We start from the raw sequence: 20,316 nt of genomic DNA, 5'->3' as shown, positions 1-20,316 counted from the left end.
ACTCTTCATTGTATTTCCTTGAATGTCTGTCCGACACCCGGAATACCGAGTCCCTGCATCAAAATGGTTCATTTCTTAATTCTACGCTGTCGTTACAATATGTATATGAACTTCTTTGTTTTTTCTCTCGTTTTTCAGCCTCTCGGCCTTTCGAAAGCGCCCTGCCTTATCAGCTAAGCGGGTGCAAATATACGCACGTTATTTTCTTACCGCAAAATGTTTTTCGATATTTTTTTCGAAAAAAAATCAATTAATTTATAACTACTTGTTTTTCAGGTTTTCGTTTTTCACTTCTTAAAGAATTTTATGAAAATAAATTCCAGACCAACCCAAATCTGATGACAAAATCACGGTAAGGATAATTTGGGGCAGAGTAATAATTAGGCTCTGAAAAAATGGAATTCAAGTGTTCTGCCTTTAAAAAAATACGGGTCTGTTTCACTTTGGCGTTTATAAAAACATCCAATAAAGGATACCCTCCCAATTCTTCATTGTTCTGAATATAAAATTCCCCTAACAAAGGATTATAAGCATCCATATTATAGGATGTGAAGTACTTAAATGTTACACCCGTCTGTAAAAACATAGCCTTTTTGAACACATCACTTGAAAAGTAGAGACTATTGCGCGTGACCACCTGTGGAAGATTGAGCACTTGACTGTCCTGAGTTACCTCTTGATACATTACCGTATTCATTAACGCCCATTTTCTCCATTTTAACTCCTTTTCATACTTGACCTTCAAATGGTTTACCGTGCCCGATTCTTGAAAGGGCCTTACAAATGCCGTTTCCTGACCCAATCCTATTTCTTCCTCTGTTGCCGTGGATGCGAAATATGTATAATTATCCAGCGTACTGTACTCAGCACTCAAAAGGCCGTAGCTTCTGGAATCAAAACCAAATTTTATACTCTTTGTACGAATGTTATCAAAGGTGTCCGTATTTTGCCAATTGAAGTTTCTATAATCACTTTGATACAACAAGTAGTTGAAATCGGGCATCCGAGATGATACATGGACAGACCCCAACAATGAATTACCTTCATTTAATGTATATCTTGCCCTGGCATCAAACTTATTCCCCGTAAGTTCGCCCACCACCGTATAATCGACACTTCCCTCCAAATACAAAGGTCCTATGCGGTTACGATAACTACCTCCAACCACAATTTCTTCTCCTTGCAACTTATTTTGTATGACACCTTCATCGGTGAACAGTACACTATTGAAAAAATAATTATAGTTGAACAATGACACACTGCCGGAAAGCCTGCCAAGTGTTTTGTTTGAAAATTCCACAAATCCTTTATTAAACATTGTTTTCAATCTCGCCCTATCTTCTATTGGAACCAAGAATGGATCTTGCCCGAAGGCATCGTTCTGCTGTGTTTGTTCAAAGTCGTACATTTTGGTCTCATAGCTGAATTCATGCCCTATAGCCAATGTGGTGGGTGAATTGTCAGTAGAATCCTTTTTATGATTGACCAATTTGAATTGATGGTCCAAAAAATAGCGCTTGCCCAATATTCTATTATTGGCGTTTGTGTACAATAGATCAATTTTTGCCCTATCCTGAAAATCGGGCAGGTCGTCCTCAAATTGACTCTTGTTCCGTAAACCCCCACTTTCCTCGCTTTGCATTTCTTGGGCCGCTATATGCCCCCTCAGAGAATACCTTCCATTTTTAGTAACATAATTGAATGTTGTCCTAAACTTTCCATCCTGGGCTTCCTCGTACCTATATTTACCCAGTGACCTGAATCCATTATAGGCGACCGAGGCATTAAATCGTTCGGACACATTAAAGGTAAGAAGTGCATCTAAATACTGACCCTGCTCAAACGTGGTTTTGAACATGAGCTCTGTCATCGGGGTAGGAACATGATAATAGTTGACATCCTCTTTTTCAAAATAACCTGGATGTTTGGCCTTCGCCCCCATGCGCGGATAATAAGGTGCAGAAGAAAAACTTTTGCCTAGCTCATTATAGGGCTGGCCCATATTGGCAAAGGGCATTAGTTCGAAATCGTCTTTTCTTAAATAATTGTAGATGTAATCTTTTCTGATGGCAAGAGTCGTGTCGACCACAGTAGTGTCGCCGTAATATGAAATTATTTTGTAATCTCTGATGCTCACAGAGTCTTTTTGCTTGGCCTGTAACTTAGCAGAATCTCTTCTTTTGGGCTTTGCAGGCATTGAATCTACGGCAACCGAATCCTTCTGCCGTAACGCAAGAGTATCTTTTTCTTGCAGCCTTATAGAGTCTCCTTCTTTTCTTGGAGGAATCGAATCTTGTTGCGCCAAGACTGATTGGCCAATCAATAAAAGTAGGGTCAATGCTAAATATCTCATTCCATGATATTGGTTGGACAAAGGTAAAAGTTTTGTTTCTAAAGAAATGTGAAAAGTTGAGCCATAAAAAAACCCCGCCGATTGGGCGGGGTCTTATAACTTTTAGCAAACTAATTTTAGTAGCCCTTATTTTGAATCATACTGGAGTTTGCGTCCATTTCTGCCAAAGGTATTGCCCAAGCCAATCTACTATCCCCATAAGGTATAGTTTCGGTAAAATTTTGCTGAATAGAATACTTCACGATGTCATTGCCCGTTCTCACTAAATCTTCAAAACGGAAACCTTCAAACATCAATTCTTTACGTCTTTCCATCAATATATTTTCTATTGTGGCTTCAGCATATAATGAAGCTCCCCTATTAGCAGGTATCTTATTAAGTTGAGTCAATGCATCGCCACCTGTATTTAATAAGGCCTCAGCATAATTCAAAATTAACTCTTCATACCTTAGGAGCGGCACATTATCGTATCCTTGGTTATCTGGATACTTACCAATGTTTCTTAACATATCCCCCTCATAACCCAAAATACCATTTGTTCCATCAAAAAGACCACGAACATCCGTATCTTCAAATATATCAGCAACTTCATCGATAACCTGAACATCTCCGTAACTTCCACCTCCGGTAGTACGGTAAATATAACCCAAACTATTACCACCGAGGTTATCGGTAGAATTAAATTCTAATTCAAAGATGATGTTACTGCCTCCGTCACTTTCAAATGAAGCTACATAATTTTCTGCTGGAACAATTGCGTAACCACCATTATCAATAACCTCTTCTGCTGCGTCAACAGCCGTATCCCACATTTCAAAGTAAACAGCCACCCTAGCCTCCAATGCTTTTGCCGCGTATTTAGAAAAGAAATTAGTATCACCAGTGTCCTCCATTAAATTGAAAGCCATTTCTAAATCTTCAAAAAGTTTTACTCTAACTTCCTCAATGGTATTCCTAGGCGGGAATAATTCTTCCTGGGTTGATTGATTACTTAGATATGTAGTCACATAAGGAATACCTCCAGGCGTGACACCTCCAGTCACGTGTTTTTGTCCATACTGTTTCAACAAGTCAAAATGAGCAAGAGCCCGGATAGCATATGCCTGACCCTGTAAATGTAAACCATATTCCTGATCACCTTCAAGCTGAGACAAATCGGTATTAATAATCAAATTTGCGCTTTCAATAACCCTATATGCATCATCCCAAAAGAATCCAGTAGTATTCGAATAGGCAAAACCCGCCTGTGTAGTAAACCTACCAGAGTTTCCATTGGAAAAGCAATTGTCTGTTCTTACCTCATTAGTCACGATTAAATCTCTTCCATAATAACCCGAACCAGTCATTCTACTATAAGCCCCTTTTATCACAGCATAGAGATTGTCCACATTGGTTATTCCTCCATTGGCCTCTTTATTTTGGTCCAATGCAGGGTTTAAATCTTCCGTGGTACAGCTAAAAACCCCAGCCAACAAGAAAGACATTAAAACTATTTTTATCTTTTTCATTTTTTAAAAATTTAGATTAACACCAAAAACAACTGACCTAACTGGAGGTGTGGTCAACACAGTCTCTCCCCTGTTTGTACCATCACTCAAGCCACTCAAATCTATATTTTCGGGATCATATTTTAAATTATCATCTTTTACCCATGTAAACAAGTTTGTTCCACGAACAAATAATCTCAAGCCATCGATTTTCATCATCTCAGTGAACTTAGAATTGAAATTGTAACCAACTGTAAGGTTTTTCAATCTAAAATAGTCGCCATCATACAAAAATTTAGAGTGTCTTTGCCATGGCCTTCCTACATATTCAAATTTACCAAAACGTGCCTCATCTCCTGGTTTTTGCCATCTATCCAACAAGGTATTGTAGCCTTGATACAATGCTGTTGGGTACAAGTCCGTACCTTGAGTATACCTATGCCACCCTTCATAGACCTTGTGGCCACCGGCATAATAACCACTAGCATCAACAAAGAAACCTTTAACATCGATATGAATATTCATACCTGAAGTGATTTTTGGCAATGCACTACCACCTTGGAAAACTCTTTCCGCTGCATTAAAGTTTGTAGTAGTTTCACCATCTACCCCATTAACGTACCATTCCTCATTACCTGTTTCAGGATTAACACCTGCCCAAGTAGGCATATACCAAGCATAAACCGGATGTCCAGATTCAACCCTATCAGTTGTAGTAGAAATATTGATTTCTTCACCATTAAGGTCTTTTGCCAACTCAAGAACTTCATTCTCATTAGTAGCAATATTTCCTCCTATGGAAAGATTAAAATCATTAGATCTAACTATATCAAAATTTATTTCTGCCTCAAAACCTTTGTTCTCCATACGACCAATATTCCTTGTTTGATCAGCAAAACCTGTAGTCAAGGACAATGGCACATCTAACAACAAGTCCTTAGACTCCCTGTTGTAATAAGCAAAAGACCCCGAAATCCTATTTTGGAACAATCCAAAATCGATTCCTAAATCCAATGTATTTGAAGTTTCCCATGACAAATCGTTATTTCCAAAAGAGCCTGGGTAAGATGCCCCCTCACCATTATAATCTGAATCAAAATCCAACAGTGCCTGATAACTGTTCAAACTAATTGCAGCATTACCAGTAACACCATAAGAAGCCCTCAATTTTAAATTGTTAATAAATTCAGCACCAGCCATAAAACTTTCTCTGTTTACGTTCCAAGCAGCACCTACAGACCAGAAATTACCCCATCTGTTATTCTGAGCAAATCTTGAACTTCCTTCTCTTCTATATGTACCATTCAGCACATACCTACTATCAAAAGCACTATAGTTAATCACACCAAGATAAGATGCAACAGACCAATCAAAGTAAGTAGAATTTGCTGTAGTCGGATTACCCGCTGAATTCAGATTGGTAAGTCCTGTATCGCTAAAATTATCAGCATCAGCCTCCAAATAATAACTTCTGTTTTTTTGCCACTCTTGAAGCAATTTAACATCGAAATTGTGACTCTCACCAAGATTGAAAGAGTAATCCAAAGAGTTCTGGAATACATACGTAACGTAATTTCTATTTGCCTGCCAACCATAACCATTCGAACTATCACCATCACCCCTTACTGGGTTCCTGTAACGTTTATAGTTATATACTATATAATCAATATTAGCTCTTGAGGTGAATGACAAGTTTTCGATTGGGGTATCCCAAGTTACCGCATTGTTGGAAATAATTCTCGTTGTTTTGGAATCATCAATATCCTCCTGCGCTATCCATAATGGATTGGGAAGGGACGTACCCAAAACATTTATAGAGCCATCAGGGTTGTATGCTTGATCCGTTGCAGGCATAAAAAATTTAACTGCACGTGGAGAAGAAAAATATGCACTGTTCTCCAACACACCATCCTGATGTGAATAAGATGCACTGTTATTGGATGTAAAAGTAAACCTGTCAGACAAGTCCTTAGAAAAGTTCAACGAACCTGAAATTCTATCAAACTCTGAACCAATAACTGTAGCTTCCTGCTCAAAATAACCAAGTGAAGTATAAAAATTAGAAGTTTCATCACCCCCAGTAGCTGAGAAATTGTATTCTCTTATAACAGCATTTTTATTGGTAATCAGGTCAGCCCAATTTGTCTCTGGACTCCCTGCATCTCTCCATGCTTGATAGTCCGCGCCATATGATGTATTTGCCCTAGCAAACTCTCCAGCCTCCTCTATATTACTCAACCCATAATCTTCACCAAAGGAATTTAAAACAGCCTCATAGAACAACATTTCCCTCTCAGCTCCTGTAAGAGGTGTCGGTCCGTCAATTGCATCATTTGCAAAACCAAAGTAGCTATTAAAGTTGAATTTTGTTTTTCCAGCTTTACCACCCTTAGTGGTGATCACAATTACACCATTAGCCCCTCTAGCCCCATAAGCAGCTGTAGCAGAAGCATCTTTCAACACCGTTATGCTTTCAATATTGTTACTGTTAATACTGGATAATGCCGAAAGCGAAGAACCTGATTCTGCAGGTGAAAGATTTGGGTTTGCCATTGGCACCCCATCAATCACATACAATGGATCGTTTCCAGCAGTAATTGAACTGATACCCCTAATACGTATATCTGTAGTTGAACCTGGGGTACCAGAATCTCCAGTAATGGAAAGACCCGCCACCTTACCCTGTAGTGCCTGATCTACAGTAGCAACAGGTATCTGCTCTATCTGTTCCGAGTCCAATTGTACAGTAGAACCCGTAACATCCGCTTTAGATTTGGTTGAATACCCCATAACCACAACCTCTTCCAAGGCCTGGGCATCATCTTCCATCTCTACGTTAATTGTGGAAGAAGCACCAATAGTTCTTTCCACAGTCTTCTGACCGATGTAACTAAAACGCAACATTTGTCCTTGTGAAGCTGAGATGGTGTAATTACCATCAAAATCGGTTTGTGTACCATTGGATGTTCCAACAACCATAATGGAAACACCAGGAAGCGGCAGACCGTTTTGGTCCGTCACGTTACCTGAAACTGTTTTCTCTTGTCCAAAAGAGAAAGACATGCATAACACCAAGAGAGGTGTCAGCATCCATGCTAACTTAGCTTTCATTTATTTCATTTTTTGAATTAGTCCGCTCAAAAATCAATATAAAAAGTTAATATTCAAAAAAATTAACAACCTTGCAGCGCCTATGTTACCGAAGCATCAATCAATAATTTTGATAATTTTAACATATTATTCGTGGTCAACAACCCTATTTATTAGGTTTGTAGGATTTTTTTTAACTTTTTATTGGCAAATATGTTTTTCTTTACTTTTCAACTGTTAAATTTTTAAGATGTATGTTAAAATCATGTTACCGGTCATTGTTGGAAGCAGGAACCGATGAAGCTGGAAGGGGTTGTTTGGCAGGCCCGGTGACGGCTGCCGCCATAATATTGCCCGAGAAATTTAACAACATCACCTTGAACGACTCCAAACAGCTTTCCGAGACAAAACGCGATTTTTTGAAGCCGATTTTGGAAGAAAAAGCCGTTTCTTTCTCTGTTTGTCATGTTTTTGAAGAAGAAATTGACGAAATAAACATTTTGAACGCCTCTTTTTTGGCCATGCACCGTGCCATAGATAAACTACAACCTGTCCCCGATTTTATCATTGTTGATGGAAACCGGTTTAAACCCTACCCGAACATAGACCATGAATGCATAATTAAAGGGGATGGTAAATTTATGAGCATTGCCGCCGCTTCGGTTTTGGCCAAAACATATCGGGACGAGTATATGGCAAAAATCCACGAAGAGTTTCCCATGTACAACTGGAAAAAAAACAAGGGATACCCCACCAAAGAGCATAGGGAAGCCATCAAAAAATACGGTATCACCAAATATCACAGAAAAAGCTTTAGACAACTCCCCGAACAATTGACACTGGATATTTAAAAATCCTAACTTTGTGTCAAACTGCTAAAATGAGATCAAAGGTACTTTTTTGCTTGCTCCCCATACTTATCGCATCATGTACGAAAGAGGTGAAGACCAAAGACTCTCTTTTGGAGCATTTACCCCCTAATCCGGCACTAGTCCTAAAAATCAACAACCTTGGCAACTTCAAAAGCGAACTTAAGAACAATTCTCTCCTAAAAAGCATTGAAGGCTTTGCCCATATCGAAGACATCTCCAGCAAGACCCAAAGACTAAATTATCTGAAAACCAATAAAACAATTGTACTTGCTTTTTATGAAGTTGGCAAGGATAATTATGATTTCATAATGGCCACTAAAAAAGTTTCGGGACTTTTTAATGTGGACAGCGTCGCGAACAAAACGGTCGAGACATTGACCTATGAAGGCACAAACGTCACAAAATACAATCTCGACGGTTTAGAAATGTTCAGCCTTGAAAAAGAAAGTGATGTTCTTATGAGCTCTTCCATGATGCTGATGGAAAACCTCATAAGAGCAAATGAGAGTACGCCAGTGGACCCTACGTTAAAGAAATTGTATGAAGCGAGTTCCACCGACAAATCCGCTACCTTATATATAGACCCTAGTGGAAACACATCCCTTCTGGCACTCAAGGAACAAAATGAATCCAGAAAGAACCCATTTTCGTCATGGATTTCTTTGGACTTTACCGCAAATTCGGACGAGGTCAACCTGAACGGCGTGGCCATGGCTCCCGATTCCACTAAAAACTTTATCAACTTGTTCAAAGGCACCTCCCCACTTGCCAATAGAACACCCTCTTATGCCCCATTGAACTCGCAAGCGATTATTTCCTACACCTTTGATGATTACCAAATTTTCGCAAAAAACCAGAACGAATATCTCGACAGGGTGAAAAAAACCGATTCCCTTTTTAATACCATAGAAGAAGTTGGATTGATTTTTTTAAATAATGAAAAGGTGGCATTGTTAAAGTCTTTCGGCACCGAAGGCCTATACGATTACCTTAACAGTAAAAAAACCAGCTCAGAAGACTATCAAGGAAGTGAAATATTGGTTTTGGATGCTCCAGATTTAATAGAAGAAAACTTCACCCCTTTAATAAAGAGTTTTACGTCCAACTTTTGTACTATACTGGAGAACAGTTTTATTTTTTCAGAAAACAAGGAAGCCTTACAGACCATAATCAGCAATCATAAAAGCTCCTCGTCTTTCGATAACGACCAAGGGTACAAAACAGCAAAAGCTTCCCTAGCTAGCGAATCCAGCATTCTTATGGTCTCCAATGCTTCGGGCATCGACTTTTTTTCCGAACAGGAACTTTCCCCTGAGGTGGTCGAGGACATCAATGAAGATGATTTGGGCGGACAGGTATTTGCCTCACAAATGGTAATGGACAATGGTTTTGGGCATTTCAATCTCCTTGCATCAAAAATCATAAAGAACCAAGAGAAGAATACAGTTTCCCCACTCTTCACTCTAGAACTGAACACGGACCTGGCAACCGAACCCCAGTTTGTAAAAAACCACAGAACACGACAGCAGGAAATAGTGGTACAGGACGAAAATAACGTGCTCTACCTAATCTCTACCGATGGAAAAGTACTTTGGACCAAACAATTGGATGGCAGGATACAGGGAGCTATACAACAAGTTGACATCTATAAAAATGGAAAACTGCAGCTCGCCTTTACCACAAACGACCAATTCTTGATCTTGGACCGAAATGGAGACGAAGTTGCCCCATTCAATATTGATTTTGAGGGCGGAAACCTGAATCCATTAGCAGTATTTGATTATGATGGCAGTCGGAACTACCGCTTTGTGGTTACCCAAGGCAGTAAAGTATTCATGTACAATAACCAAGGTAAAATAGTCCGTGGGTTTACCTTTACCGATGCCCCTAGCAATATCTTGGGTACCCCTCAACATTTTAGGGTGGGCAACAAAGATTATCTCGTATTTAAACAGGACAACAGTACCCTTAGGATTTTGCACCGTGTAGGTAGTGACCGAATTAAAATTCCTGAAAAAATAGACTTTTCCAACAACGATGTTTTCCTCTATAAAAACAAATTCTCCGTTACCAATAAAACAGGGGTGCTCCACCAGATTGATACCAACGGAAAATTGACGGCCACAAACTTCAACCTAAACCCGGACCACGGGTTTTATGCAACAAGCAACACGTTGGTACTGATGGATGACAACGTACTCACCATAAAAGGAAAAAAGGTAGAACTGGAGCTTGGGGTTTATTCAAAACCTAAAATCTTTTATATCTACGACAAAATTTATGTTACCGTAACGGATTTGCAAAACCATCAAATTTATCTATACGATAGCCAAGCAGAACCTATTTCCAATTTCCCTGTGTTCGGAAGTTCTTTGATCGACCTTTCGGATATGGACAACGACAAAAAGCTGGAACTTGTTGCAAAAGACCAAGACAACTCTCTGATTGTCTACAAAATAAACTAACGGAACAACATACGGCCAGTCATACATTAGTTACTGCAACACATACATTTTTAGATATATAGGGGCTTACATTTTAGTAGTTTGGATAGAATTGCTTAATCAACAACTAAAAACAGTACTAAATGAAAACCTCAAACAAACTATTCTACTGTTTGTCCTTTGCCCTATTGATGGGTACCACCGGAGAAGCACAGTTTTTCAAAAAATTGGCCAAGAAAGCGGAAAAAGCAGCTGAGCGTACAGTTGAAAGACGAGTAGAAAAAGAGACCTCAAAAAAGACAGACCAAGCTCTGGACAGTATCCTGGAACCTGGCTCGGGAGGAAAACAATCTCCAGGAAATCCGCAAGGAAATGGGAATCCTGGTGGCACGGTAGACGAAAACGGCACATCCACTGGGCCTGTTACGGCCGGTCCCAAAACCATAGAAGTTTACAGTAAATTTGATTACGTTCCAGGGGACAAGCCTATTTTTTACGATGATTTCAATGACGATTTTATGGGAGACTTCCCATCAAAATGGAACACAAACGGGTCGGGGGAAGTAGTTACCTTAGGCACGTTGCCCGATAAATGGTACTCCATTGCCAACAAAAGCATAACCTTACCAAATATTGGGAGCAAACTTCCTGAAGATTTCACCATGGAATTCGATTTGAAAGCCACCAACTTAACTAGGAATACCGGCTCAGGTGCAATTTTGGGAATTTATCTTTCCGAAACACCTGGGCTTACCACAAAAGAAAACCATGTGGTGGCCAAACTTAATTTTTGTCAATACATTGACATTGGAGTCCGGGTGGAAAATAAATTTAATGGTGATCCAGCCCCTATTGCCAATACCCTACAACAAGATCTCCGGGAAGTTTACCAAGACATTGTCCATGTTTCCATTGCCGTCAATAAAAATAGGTACAGACTTTGGCTCAATGAAACAAAGATTGTGGACCTGCCCCAATTTATCGTAAAACCCGAATTGATGAATTATGTAAAGTTTTATGTGAACGGTATCGATACGCAAAAAAAACAGGAGCAAGTATTGATCAGCAACCTTAAAATAGCTGAAGGCGGTGTAGATCTTCGCAGAAAATTGATATCCGAAGGAAAAATTTCAACCAATGGCATTCTATTCAATTCCGGTTCGGCCGATATTCTGCCCCAATCCATGGGTATCATCAGACAGATTTCCCAAGTATTGACACAAGATAGCTCCATCAAACTAAATATTGTTGGGCATACAGATTCAGATGGTTCGGATGAAAGTAATCTATCTCTTTCCAAAAACAGGGCCGAAGCTGTAAAAAAGGCATTGGTATCCGTGTACGGTATCTCTCCGGATAGACTAAGTTCCGAAGGAAAAGGAGAAGCGGAACCTGTGGCCGACAACAATTCGGCCCAAGGCAAAGCTCAAAATCGAAGAGTAGAATTCATCAAAAAGTAACAACACTAAAAACCATGAAAAAATATATAGTATTAGGTCTAATCGCTCTTTTTGCGGCCCATCATTCCCAAGCTCAATCCAATTGTAGCAGTTATTACCCGTTGGTTGACGGAGCCAATTTCCAGTATACCAATTATGATAAAAAAGGTAAAGAGGATGGCCAAATCACCTACAAGGTAACAGATGTACAAAGTGGTGGCAGCAGCACCAACGCCACAATGATGATGGAAATGACGGACAAAAAGGGAAGAACCTACACCTCCGACTATGAAGTTACCTGTGAAGGCGATGTGATAAAAATTGATTTTAAATCCTTGATGAACGAGCAGATGCTCAGCCAAATGGGCGATGTAGAAATGGATATCTCCGGTACCGATGTGGAATTGCCAAACAATCTTTCCGTAGGACAGGAACTTCCGGATGCCAATATGGAGGTGAAAATGAAAATGAGCGGAGGCATCAACATGAACACCAATATTGAGACTTTGAACCGAAAAGTTGAAAAACAGGAAAATGTGACCACCCCTGCCGGAACTTTTGACTGTTATGTAATCTACAGCGAGACCAAAACCAAAATGATGATGACCAACCAGACCTTCCCTTCCCGTATTTGGCTGGCCGAAGGAGTTGGCATGATCAAACAGGAATCCTACAACAAAAACGGAAAATTAATGGGCAGCATGGTATTGACCCAGTATAGCAAATAGCTAAATTTTATTTTATAAAACAGAAAAACCGAGGCTCACACCTCGGTTTTTTGTTATCTAATTCTAAAATATGTCCTCAAAGTTAGACCCCTGCCCTTTCCTTGACCAACTCGGCCTCAAAAAGTGTGCTAAAATGTTGGAGCAGTTTTTGCTTCACCCCCTCCATATCCACTTGCTTTTGTCCAAGTTCCACATTTAAGGAAGTAACCGCCTTGTCCTTGATGCCACAGGGAATCATCATATCAAAATAGCCCAAGTCGGTATTTACGTTCAGGGCAAACCCATGCATGGTCACCCAACGACTGGCACGTACACCCATGGCACATATTTTTCGGGCAAAGGGAGTGCCGACATCCAACCAAACTCCAGTTTCGCCTTGGGAACGTTCCGCCTTAAGACCGTAGTCGGCCAAGGTGAGAATCACCATTTCCTCTAAAAAGCGTAGGTATTTATGGATATCGGTAAAGAAGTTGTCCAGATCCAAAATTGGGTATCCCACCACTTGACCCGGGCCATGGTAGGTAATATCACCACCGCGGTTAATCTTGTAGAAAGTAGCACCCTTTTCGGCAAGTTTATTTTCGTCCACCAACAAATTGTTGATGTCACCACTCTTTCCCAAGGTATACACATGCGGATGTTCCACAAACAAAAAGTGATTGGGGGTCTCAAAGCCGGTATCCTCCCGTCGGTTGCGAACCTTGGTGTCCACAATGTTCTTAAACAGAAGCTCTTGGTAATCCCAAGTGTCCTTATAATCTTTTAATCCTAGATCTTGTAAAGTAACTTTCTTGTTCATGCCACAAAGATACGAAGCATGGGAATGGAAAACTATTTCTCCAGTTCCACCTCCAAATCCAAGACTGAAGGATTCTTCATCAACTCCATAAAGTTCACCTCATAGATCAAGGTTTTACCATCTTGACTAAAGGTCGCTTCTTCCGCAGTGGTTGATTTTATCTTTTTAGGGAAGTGGTATTTTAATGTATACGTAGACCCAGATAGGAACATCTCCGCCCCCTGTAAGCTATCCAATTGCTGTTGGAACAACTCTTGATCCACAATTTTGGCCTTTCTGGAAAACTTGTTCTTGCTGAACGAATAATCTACTTCGGTTGGTTGCTCGGCGGGCTTCATCGGGCCTTGTTGAGGATTAGATTTGCCTCCAATGGAACTTGCATCTTGAAAAGCTCCAAAGGCATCGTTTACCTCACTTACATTTTTAAACTCGCTGTACAAATCGAACATCATCTCCTTTTTTTCAGGATTCATCACCATGCGCATATTGAACGGTTCCAGTTTTTTCAACTTTTCTTGTTCTTCAATAGGCAATTGGGCAATACTATCTTTTTTCTCTTCCAAAAAATCCTTAAAGGAAATTATGGAATCTATTGGTTTCTCATTTGTTTTGGCCATTTCTTCCCCGGCCATTTCCATCATCTCGGAACCATCAAAATTTATGGACAGTTTCCCAGAACCATCTTCATTAATGTGTATTTCTTCGGTAAAATTACATGCACTGGCAAGGGCAATCAACATTGCCAATAGCAAGATTTGGACTTTTTTCATAAAATATTTAGTTAGTGTTGTTTAGTATGACCAAGGCCCCGATTACTCCGGGAACCCAACCACACAGGGTTAAAAGTAATACAATAAGAAAAGACCCACAACCTTTTCCGATGACCGACAAGGGAGGGAAAAAAATAGCCAACAAAACTCTCCAGATACTCATTTTTTTGATTTTGATTGATGATACTTATAGGTAGCCCAAATACATGTTTTGTTACAGAAAGCGCTATTTTTAGCCAAAATCGGGTAAAAAATGCGGTTTTTCTTCCTTTTCTTATTTCTGGCACAAGCACATGTCCTTTTAGGGCAATACCATTTTTCGGGCCAAGTTTCCGCAGAGAACAATGGTAATTCAATTTACCTGTCATTGGTCGAGGATTACCGAAAATCTGGGCGAGTATACTTGGACCAAATTGTACAAAAATCTGAGGTGGACTCCTTGGGTCATTTTTCCTTTGAGGGCAACAACCTCAATGACCAAAACCGCATCTATCGCATCCATTTGGATGGCTGTTCGGACAATACGGGCAACAATCATTTTTTAGGCCGCTGCAACAATAGCAAAAGTGTCCTTTTTATAGCCAACAATACCGACACCTTAGAGTTCCCGACCTCGTTCGAGGACCAATCACTTTGCACCATAACGTCCACTAACCCAAAATCGGGCCTACTTTTAGAGGTTGCAGGGCTAAAAGAGCATATGGCCTACGATTTTGCCCACTATCCTAGCGAAGCCAACAAAAAATTGAACTTGGACAAATGGTTCAAAACCTTGCACAGTTTTGGAAAAGAGACTGGCGAACCCTTGGCCGAACTTTACATCTACGATTTTTTATCCGACAAAAGGAACGAAACCTTTAAGTTTTATCTCGAAGACCTTACTACCAACGATTATTACGAGGGTCTATCGGAAAGATTGGCCAACACCTACCCCAACGCAGAATTCACCAAACAGTACCAAGCCGAAATAGCTACTGATAAGGAATTGGCAAGTTTCAGTCGCCCAAAATCCAGTAAATGGAACCGGACCATCATCGCACTTTTGGCAGTTTCCATATTGGGAAATGTATTGTTCTTGATTAGAAAAAGGAAAAAGAGTTCTTCTGAATTACTTGAAAAACTTACCCCGCAAGAGCAAAAAATCGTCAACCTGATTTTGGAAAACAAGACCAATAAGGAAATTGCCTCGGAACTTTTTGTAAGTGTAAGCACGATAAAAACACACATCAACAATTTGTACAAAAAGTTGGGCATCACTTCCCGCGAAGAGATGGCACTCCGCTTCAAAAAATAAAATTCAACCCCCGGTCTAGTACCAATATCCAACGTCCACAACATACGTCCATCACAGATTTTGGTGAATTTGGCCATCAAACCATAAATCACAGTAAATCATGAAACAACTTTTGGCAACACTCCTTTTGCTTTGCACTTTCGGAGCTATGGCACAGCAATTCAACAAGGAAATCAAAACGGAAAACGGCCTACAATTTTTGGTGGGACAAATCAATTTGGAAGGGTTACGATCACAACCCTACGGCAACTGGTTTCAAAACAGATATGAGAGCTATAACCCTGACGAAACTATGGTTGCACTATTCAAGGAAAAACTGGCGGGGTACAACATCAAACTATTTTTGGGCACTTGGTGCGGGGACAGCAAACGGGAAAGCCCAAAATTCATTAAAATATTGGAAGCTGCAGATTTCCCAATGGAACAATTGGAAATCATAGCATTGGACTATCGCAAGGAACATTATAAAACCAGCCCCTCGGGCGAAGAAAAAGGATTGGACATCATCAAAGTACCCACCATCATCTTTTTTAAGGATGGCAAGGAAGTCAACCGAATCGTGGAAAGTCCGCTGGAAACTTTGGAGGAAGACATGGCCCAAATCATTTTTCAAAAGGACTACGTACCCAATTATGCATATTAAGTTGGGCCAACGCAAGGATTTAAAAGCGCAAAAGTGTAATTTTGCGCTTTAAATTTTTTACAGACTATGCAACTATCGGAACAAGAGATCGTTCGAAGGGAAAAATTGACCAAACTCAGGGAATTGGGCATCGACCCATATCCCGCAGCATTGTATCCTGTTGATGCCACTTCCAAGAGCATCAAGAATGATTTTGAAGAAGGAAAGAAAGTGGTTATTTCCGGTAGATTGATGTCACGCAGAATTCAAGGAAAGGCTTCCTTTGCCGAACTTCAAGACAGCGAGGGCCGTATCCAAGTTTACTTTAACCGTGATGAAATTTGTCCGGATGATGATAAAACCTTGTACAATGATGTGTACAAAAAATTGTTGGACATCGGGGACATTATCGGTATTGAAGGAGAGCTGTTCAAAACACAAGTCGGTGAGAAAACCGTGATGGTAAAAAACTTTTCGCTTTTGAGCAAAAGTCTAAGGCCATTGCCCTTACCAAAGGTAAACGATGAGGGAAAAGTATACGATGCTTTCAATGACCCGGAGTTACGGTACCGTCAACGTTATGTGGATTTGGTAGTGAATCCACACGTTAAGGACACGTTCATCAAAAGAACAAAGATTACCACCAGTATACGGGAATTTTACAACCAAAAAGGATACTTGGAAGTAGAAACACCGATTTTACAGCCGATTCCCGGTGGAGCGGCCGCACGTCCGTTCTTAACGCACCACAATGCGTTGAACGTGCCCTTGTACCTGCGAATCGCCAACGAACTGTACCTAAAAAGATTGATTGTCGGCGGATTTGATGGCGTTTATGAATTTGCCAAGGATTTCCGTAACGAGGGAATGGACCGTACCCACAATCCAGAGTTCACCGTAATGGAACTCTATGTAGCCTACAAGGACTACAACTGGATGATGGATACCACCGAGGAGCTATTGGAAAAAGTAGCTATCGACGCCACGGGAAGTTCCAAAGTAAAAGTTGGAAATCACGAAATTGAATTCAAGGCGCCTTACCCAAGGGTCCCTATTTTGGAAGCTATAAAGATCCATACCGGATATGATGTTTCCGAAATGGAGGAAGATGAGCTTCGCGAAGTGGCCACAAAATTGGGTATTGAAGTTGATGATACCATGGGCATCGGTAAATTGATAGATGAGATCTTTGGTGAAAAATGTGAGCACCACTACATTCAACCAACTTTCATTATTGACTATCCAAAGGAAATGAGTCCGTTGACGAAAGAGCACCGAACCAACCCAAGGCTTACAGAACGTTTTGAATTGATGGTAAACGGCAAGGAACTGGCCAATGCCTACTCCGAGTTAAACGACCCAATTGATCAACGCGAGCGTTTTGAAGATCAATTGAAACTCTCGGAAAAAGGAGATGACGAAGCCATGTTCATCGACCAGGATTTCTTGCGTGCCCTCGAATACGGTATGCCCCCAACCTCGGGAATCGGAATTGGAATCGACCGTTTGGTGATGTTGATGACAAACAATTCCTCCATTCAAGAAGTATTGTTCTTCCCTCAAATGCGTCCAGAGAAGAAAAAAGTAGAGTTGACCGAGGAAGAAAAAACCATCGTGGACATTCTTAGGCCTCAAGGAGAAATGTCCTTGGCCGACCTTAAGGACAAAGCTGGTTTGAGCGGTAAAAAATGGGACAAGAGCACTAAGAGCCTATCCAAACACGGGCTTATCAAAATAGAGAAAACAGAAAGTGATCTTTTGGTAAAATATACAGGATAGCATAAAATCTTATCCTCATTAAATACAAACCCCTGGGCCTCAAAATAGGTTCAGGGGTTTCGTTTTTAAAAAAATTTCTATCTTACCCCCGATTTTCTTCCCTAACGGAGGAAGATTTCCAGCAGCTTACCCCACTAATCTTACTAAAATCTACTTATATGAAAAGAATGAAATTAACATTCCTTTTCGTGCTGTTGGTATCGTTTACCGGAATGGCACAAGAGGTAACAGGAACGGTCTATGACGACCAAAACGTACCCTTACCGGGAGCTTCGGTCCAAGTTAAAGGAACAACCACGGGAGCCATCACCGACTTTGATGGCAACTATTCAATTGAAGCTAGCACCGGAGACATCTTGGTATTTTCCTACGTCGGATTCAACACGCAAGAAGCGACCGTAACCGGCAACACATTGGACGTTACACTACAAGCCGGACTCGAACTGGAAAATGTTGTAGTGGTTGGATCTAGAAACGCCAACCGAACCTCTACCGACTCGCCAGTGCCGGTAGATGTGCTGGATGTAACAGAACTGGTACAATCCGCTCCTCAGGTCACGGTCACCGAAATCCTGAACTACGCGGCACCGTCGTTCACTTCCAATCCACAGACCATTTCTGACGGTACGGACCATATTGCCCCCGCTGCTTTGCGCGGACTCGGGCCTGACCAAATATTGGTTCTCATCAACGGAAAAAGAAGGCATAAAACAGGATTGGTCAACGTAAATGGAACATTTGGTCGGGGAAGTGTGGGTACCGATATGACCACCATTCCTTCCAACTCCATCTCCAGAATAGAAATTTTGAGGGACGGTGCTGCAGCCCAGTATGGTTCCGATGCCATTGCAGGGGTCATCAATATCTTTTTGAAGAAAACCGTGAACGAATTGCAGGTAGATGTGAACACCGGAGCCCATTTTACCAGCGAGCATAGTCCACAAAAGAAAATCGATGGTGAAAAAGTATGTCTCGGACTGAATTACGGATTGCCTATTGGGAAAGATGGTGGGTTTATCAACTTTACCGGTAATTTTAGCCACCGCGGATAGACCAACCGTATGCAGGAATGGGAAGGTTCTATTTTTCATGCAGCAAATGCAATAGAAAGAGTAGCAAATGAGGCAGGATATGATGTCTCCAAGCTTCTGGACAATGACATTTCTGATGTTCAACAAAATGCTTCTCAAGTAAGCTATTTTAGTCAAGAGACCATCAATGCAATTAACAATGCCAATACTTTTGAAGAAATTTTTGGAATAAATGATGGAGTTAATTCTCAAGCTGGAATTTTATCCTCGCTAACTTACAACAATGATGATATTGTGAATGGTATCGCCGGCAATAATGTAACCCAGGAAGAACTTGCAGCAAGAGGTTTACAACGGAGCGATTTCAACATGCGAGTTGGTCAATCCAAACTTAGGGGAGCACAGTTCTTTGCCAACCTATCCATTCCGTTGGATGAAAACTTGGAAATTTATGGATTTGGCGGATTGAGCTTCAAAAATGGTAATGCCGGTGGTTTTTACCGTTTGCCAAACCAGTCGCGCACCTATACCCCTGCTTATCCCAACGGCTTTTTGCCGGAAATCAATTCCAACATTGTGGACAAGTCCGCCGCTTTTGGCATCAAGGGAATGATCGGGGATTGGAATGTGGACTTTAGCAATTCCTACGGAAAAAACGAGTTTATGTATTATGTTACCAATTCCAACAATGCTTCAATGGAAAATGCAACTCCCTTTGAAGCAAATTCAGGCGGGTTCAACTATAGTGAAAACACAACGAATTTTGATATGAGCTGCTTTTATGAAGATACCATGGCAGGATTGAACATTGCCTTTGGCGCCGAGTATCGTGTGGAAAACTATGGTATTATTGCTGGTGAAGAAATCTCATACACCCAATACAATACACTGGGCAATCCTCACGATCCCACTGATCCAGATTCAATGGTGCCTACAGACTTTTTTGGAAACACTCGGGATAGTGGGATTCAAGTATTTCCAGGCTTCAAACCAGAGAACGAAGTCAACGCCTTCAGAAATACCATTGCCGGTTATTTTGATGTGGAGGCCGATTTCACCGAATCCATTTTACTCAGCGGAGCTGTGAGATACGAGAATTTCTCTGATTTTGGAGGAACCTTGAACTTTAAGATTGCTACACGATTGAAAATTTCGGAAAACTTCAATTTTAGAGGTGGCGGACAAACGGGCTTTAGAGCTCCTTCATTACATCAAATACATTTTAATTCTGTATCTACAATATTTAATGGAGATGGTCCTCAAGAGGTTGGCACTTTTGCAAACACCTCCAGAGTTGCCCGATTGTTGGGCATTGAACCTTTGAAAGAAGAAACTTCGGTAGGTGCCACGGCTGGATTCACCGCAAGGGTGCCCAGTGCCAACTTAAAGTTTACCTTGGACGGATTTCTCATCAACATAGATGACCGTGTAATCCTCACAGGTCAGTTCGATGATAACGGAAATGCCGAGTTGGCCAATCTTTTCCAACAGGCCAATGCCACCCAAGCTGCCTTCTTTGCCAACTCTGTGGACACACAAACCAAAGGTTTGGATTTTGTTTTGTAGTAGACCATAAAGCAAACATCTCGGACAATGTTTCCCTGACCA

The 20,316-nt window shown here is 40.8% G+C and carries 15 protein-coding genes; 9 read left to right on the top strand and 6 right to left on the bottom strand.

Features of this window, described 5'->3' with window-relative positions; all coding sequences use genetic code 11:
• Nucleotides 1-304: 304 nt before the first annotated feature.
• The 3 genes from J0656_RS15585 to J0656_RS15575 form a co-directional block, all read right to left on the bottom strand.
• A complete protein-coding gene (locus tag J0656_RS15585) occupies nucleotides 305-2,353 on the bottom strand; it encodes a putative porin (RefSeq protein WP_207035526.1) in 2,049 nt (682 codons plus the stop codon).
• Nucleotides 2,354-2,469: 116 nt separating this feature from the next.
• The gene (locus J0656_RS15580; RefSeq protein ID WP_207035525.1) at nucleotides 2,470-3,861 is read right to left on the bottom strand and encodes a RagB/SusD family nutrient uptake outer membrane protein; all 1,392 of its coding nucleotides are present in this window, start codon (nucleotides 3,859-3,861) and stop codon (nucleotides 2,470-2,472) included.
• Between the two features lie 3 nt (nucleotides 3,862-3,864).
• On the bottom strand, nucleotides 3,865-6,951 hold the full coding sequence (locus J0656_RS15575; protein ID WP_207035522.1) for a SusC/RagA family TonB-linked outer membrane protein: 3,087 nt from the start codon (nucleotides 6,949-6,951) through the stop codon (nucleotides 3,865-3,867).
• 233 nt (nucleotides 6,952-7,184) lie between these two features.
• Here J0656_RS15575 and J0656_RS15570 point away from each other — a divergent pair, with 233 nt between their 5' ends.
• From J0656_RS15570 to J0656_RS15555, 4 genes are all read left to right on the top strand, one after another.
• On the top strand, nucleotides 7,185-7,781 hold the full coding sequence (locus tag J0656_RS15570) for a ribonuclease HII (protein WP_207035520.1): 597 nt from the start codon (nucleotides 7,185-7,187) through the stop codon (nucleotides 7,779-7,781).
• 29 nt (nucleotides 7,782-7,810) lie between these two features.
• Nucleotides 7,811-10,267, top strand: coding sequence for a ribonuclease HII (locus J0656_RS15565; RefSeq protein ID WP_207035518.1), 2,457 nt, complete (start codon nucleotides 7,811-7,813; stop codon nucleotides 10,265-10,267).
• A 122-nt stretch (nucleotides 10,268-10,389) separates the two neighbouring features.
• A complete protein-coding gene (locus J0656_RS15560) occupies nucleotides 10,390-11,706 on the top strand; it encodes an OmpA family protein (protein ID WP_207035516.1) in 1,317 nt (438 codons plus the stop codon).
• A 14-nt stretch (nucleotides 11,707-11,720) separates the two neighbouring features.
• Nucleotides 11,721-12,413 (top strand): TapB family protein, encoded by a 693-nt coding sequence (locus J0656_RS15555; protein ID WP_207035514.1) that lies wholly within the window; start codon nucleotides 11,721-11,723, stop codon nucleotides 12,411-12,413.
• An 82-nt stretch (nucleotides 12,414-12,495) separates the two neighbouring features.
• Here J0656_RS15555 and lipB read toward each other — a convergent pair whose 3' ends face one another.
• From lipB to J0656_RS15540, 3 genes are read right to left on the bottom strand one after another with little or no spacing between them, the layout of a single operon-like run.
• Complete coding sequence (gene lipB, locus J0656_RS15550) at nucleotides 12,496-13,212, bottom strand: lipoyl(octanoyl) transferase LipB (protein ID WP_207035511.1); 717 nt, start codon at nucleotides 13,210-13,212, stop codon at nucleotides 12,496-12,498.
• A 32-nt stretch (nucleotides 13,213-13,244) separates the two neighbouring features.
• Nucleotides 13,245-13,982 (bottom strand): hypothetical protein, encoded by a 738-nt coding sequence (locus tag J0656_RS15545; protein WP_207035509.1) that lies wholly within the window; start codon nucleotides 13,980-13,982, stop codon nucleotides 13,245-13,247.
• Between the two features lie 7 nt (nucleotides 13,983-13,989).
• Complete coding sequence (locus tag J0656_RS15540) at nucleotides 13,990-14,145, bottom strand: YqaE/Pmp3 family membrane protein (RefSeq protein ID WP_207035507.1); 156 nt, start codon at nucleotides 14,143-14,145, stop codon at nucleotides 13,990-13,992.
• Nucleotides 14,146-14,235: 90 nt separating this feature from the next.
• Between J0656_RS15540 and J0656_RS15535 the strand changes: the two genes are divergently transcribed.
• The 5 genes from J0656_RS15535 to J0656_RS20215 all read left to right on the top strand — a co-directional run bounded on the left by J0656_RS15535 (nucleotide 14,236) and on the right by J0656_RS20215 (nucleotide 20,274).
• The gene (locus J0656_RS15535) at nucleotides 14,236-15,276 is read left to right on the top strand and encodes a response regulator transcription factor (protein WP_207035506.1); all 1,041 of its coding nucleotides are present in this window, start codon (nucleotides 14,236-14,238) and stop codon (nucleotides 15,274-15,276) included.
• Nucleotides 15,277-15,376: 100 nt separating this feature from the next.
• The gene (locus J0656_RS15530; RefSeq protein ID WP_207035504.1) at nucleotides 15,377-15,919 is read left to right on the top strand and encodes a thioredoxin family protein; all 543 of its coding nucleotides are present in this window, start codon (nucleotides 15,377-15,379) and stop codon (nucleotides 15,917-15,919) included.
• 66 nt (nucleotides 15,920-15,985) lie between these two features.
• On the top strand, nucleotides 15,986-17,677 hold the full coding sequence (gene lysS / locus J0656_RS15525) for a lysine--tRNA ligase (RefSeq protein ID WP_207035502.1): 1,692 nt from the start codon (nucleotides 15,986-15,988) through the stop codon (nucleotides 17,675-17,677).
• A gap of 158 nt (nucleotides 17,678-17,835) precedes the next feature.
• Nucleotides 17,836-18,729 carry a TonB-dependent receptor gene (locus J0656_RS20220; protein ID WP_237688967.1) on the top strand — a complete coding sequence of 298 codons (894 nt, stop codon included), beginning with the start codon at nucleotides 17,836-17,838 and terminating at the stop codon, nucleotides 18,727-18,729.
• Nucleotides 18,730-18,738: 9 nt separating this feature from the next.
• Complete coding sequence (locus J0656_RS20215; protein WP_237688966.1) at nucleotides 18,739-20,274, top strand: TonB-dependent receptor plug domain-containing protein; 1,536 nt, start codon at nucleotides 18,739-18,741, stop codon at nucleotides 20,272-20,274.
• The last annotated feature ends 42 nt before the right edge of the window (nucleotides 20,275-20,316 follow it).

Source organism: Flagellimonas aurea (assembly GCF_017313785.1).
Classification (GTDB): domain Bacteria; phylum Bacteroidota; class Bacteroidia; order Flavobacteriales; family Flavobacteriaceae; genus Flagellimonas; species Flagellimonas aurea.
This window is presented reverse-complemented; position numbering and strand designations above follow the sequence as displayed.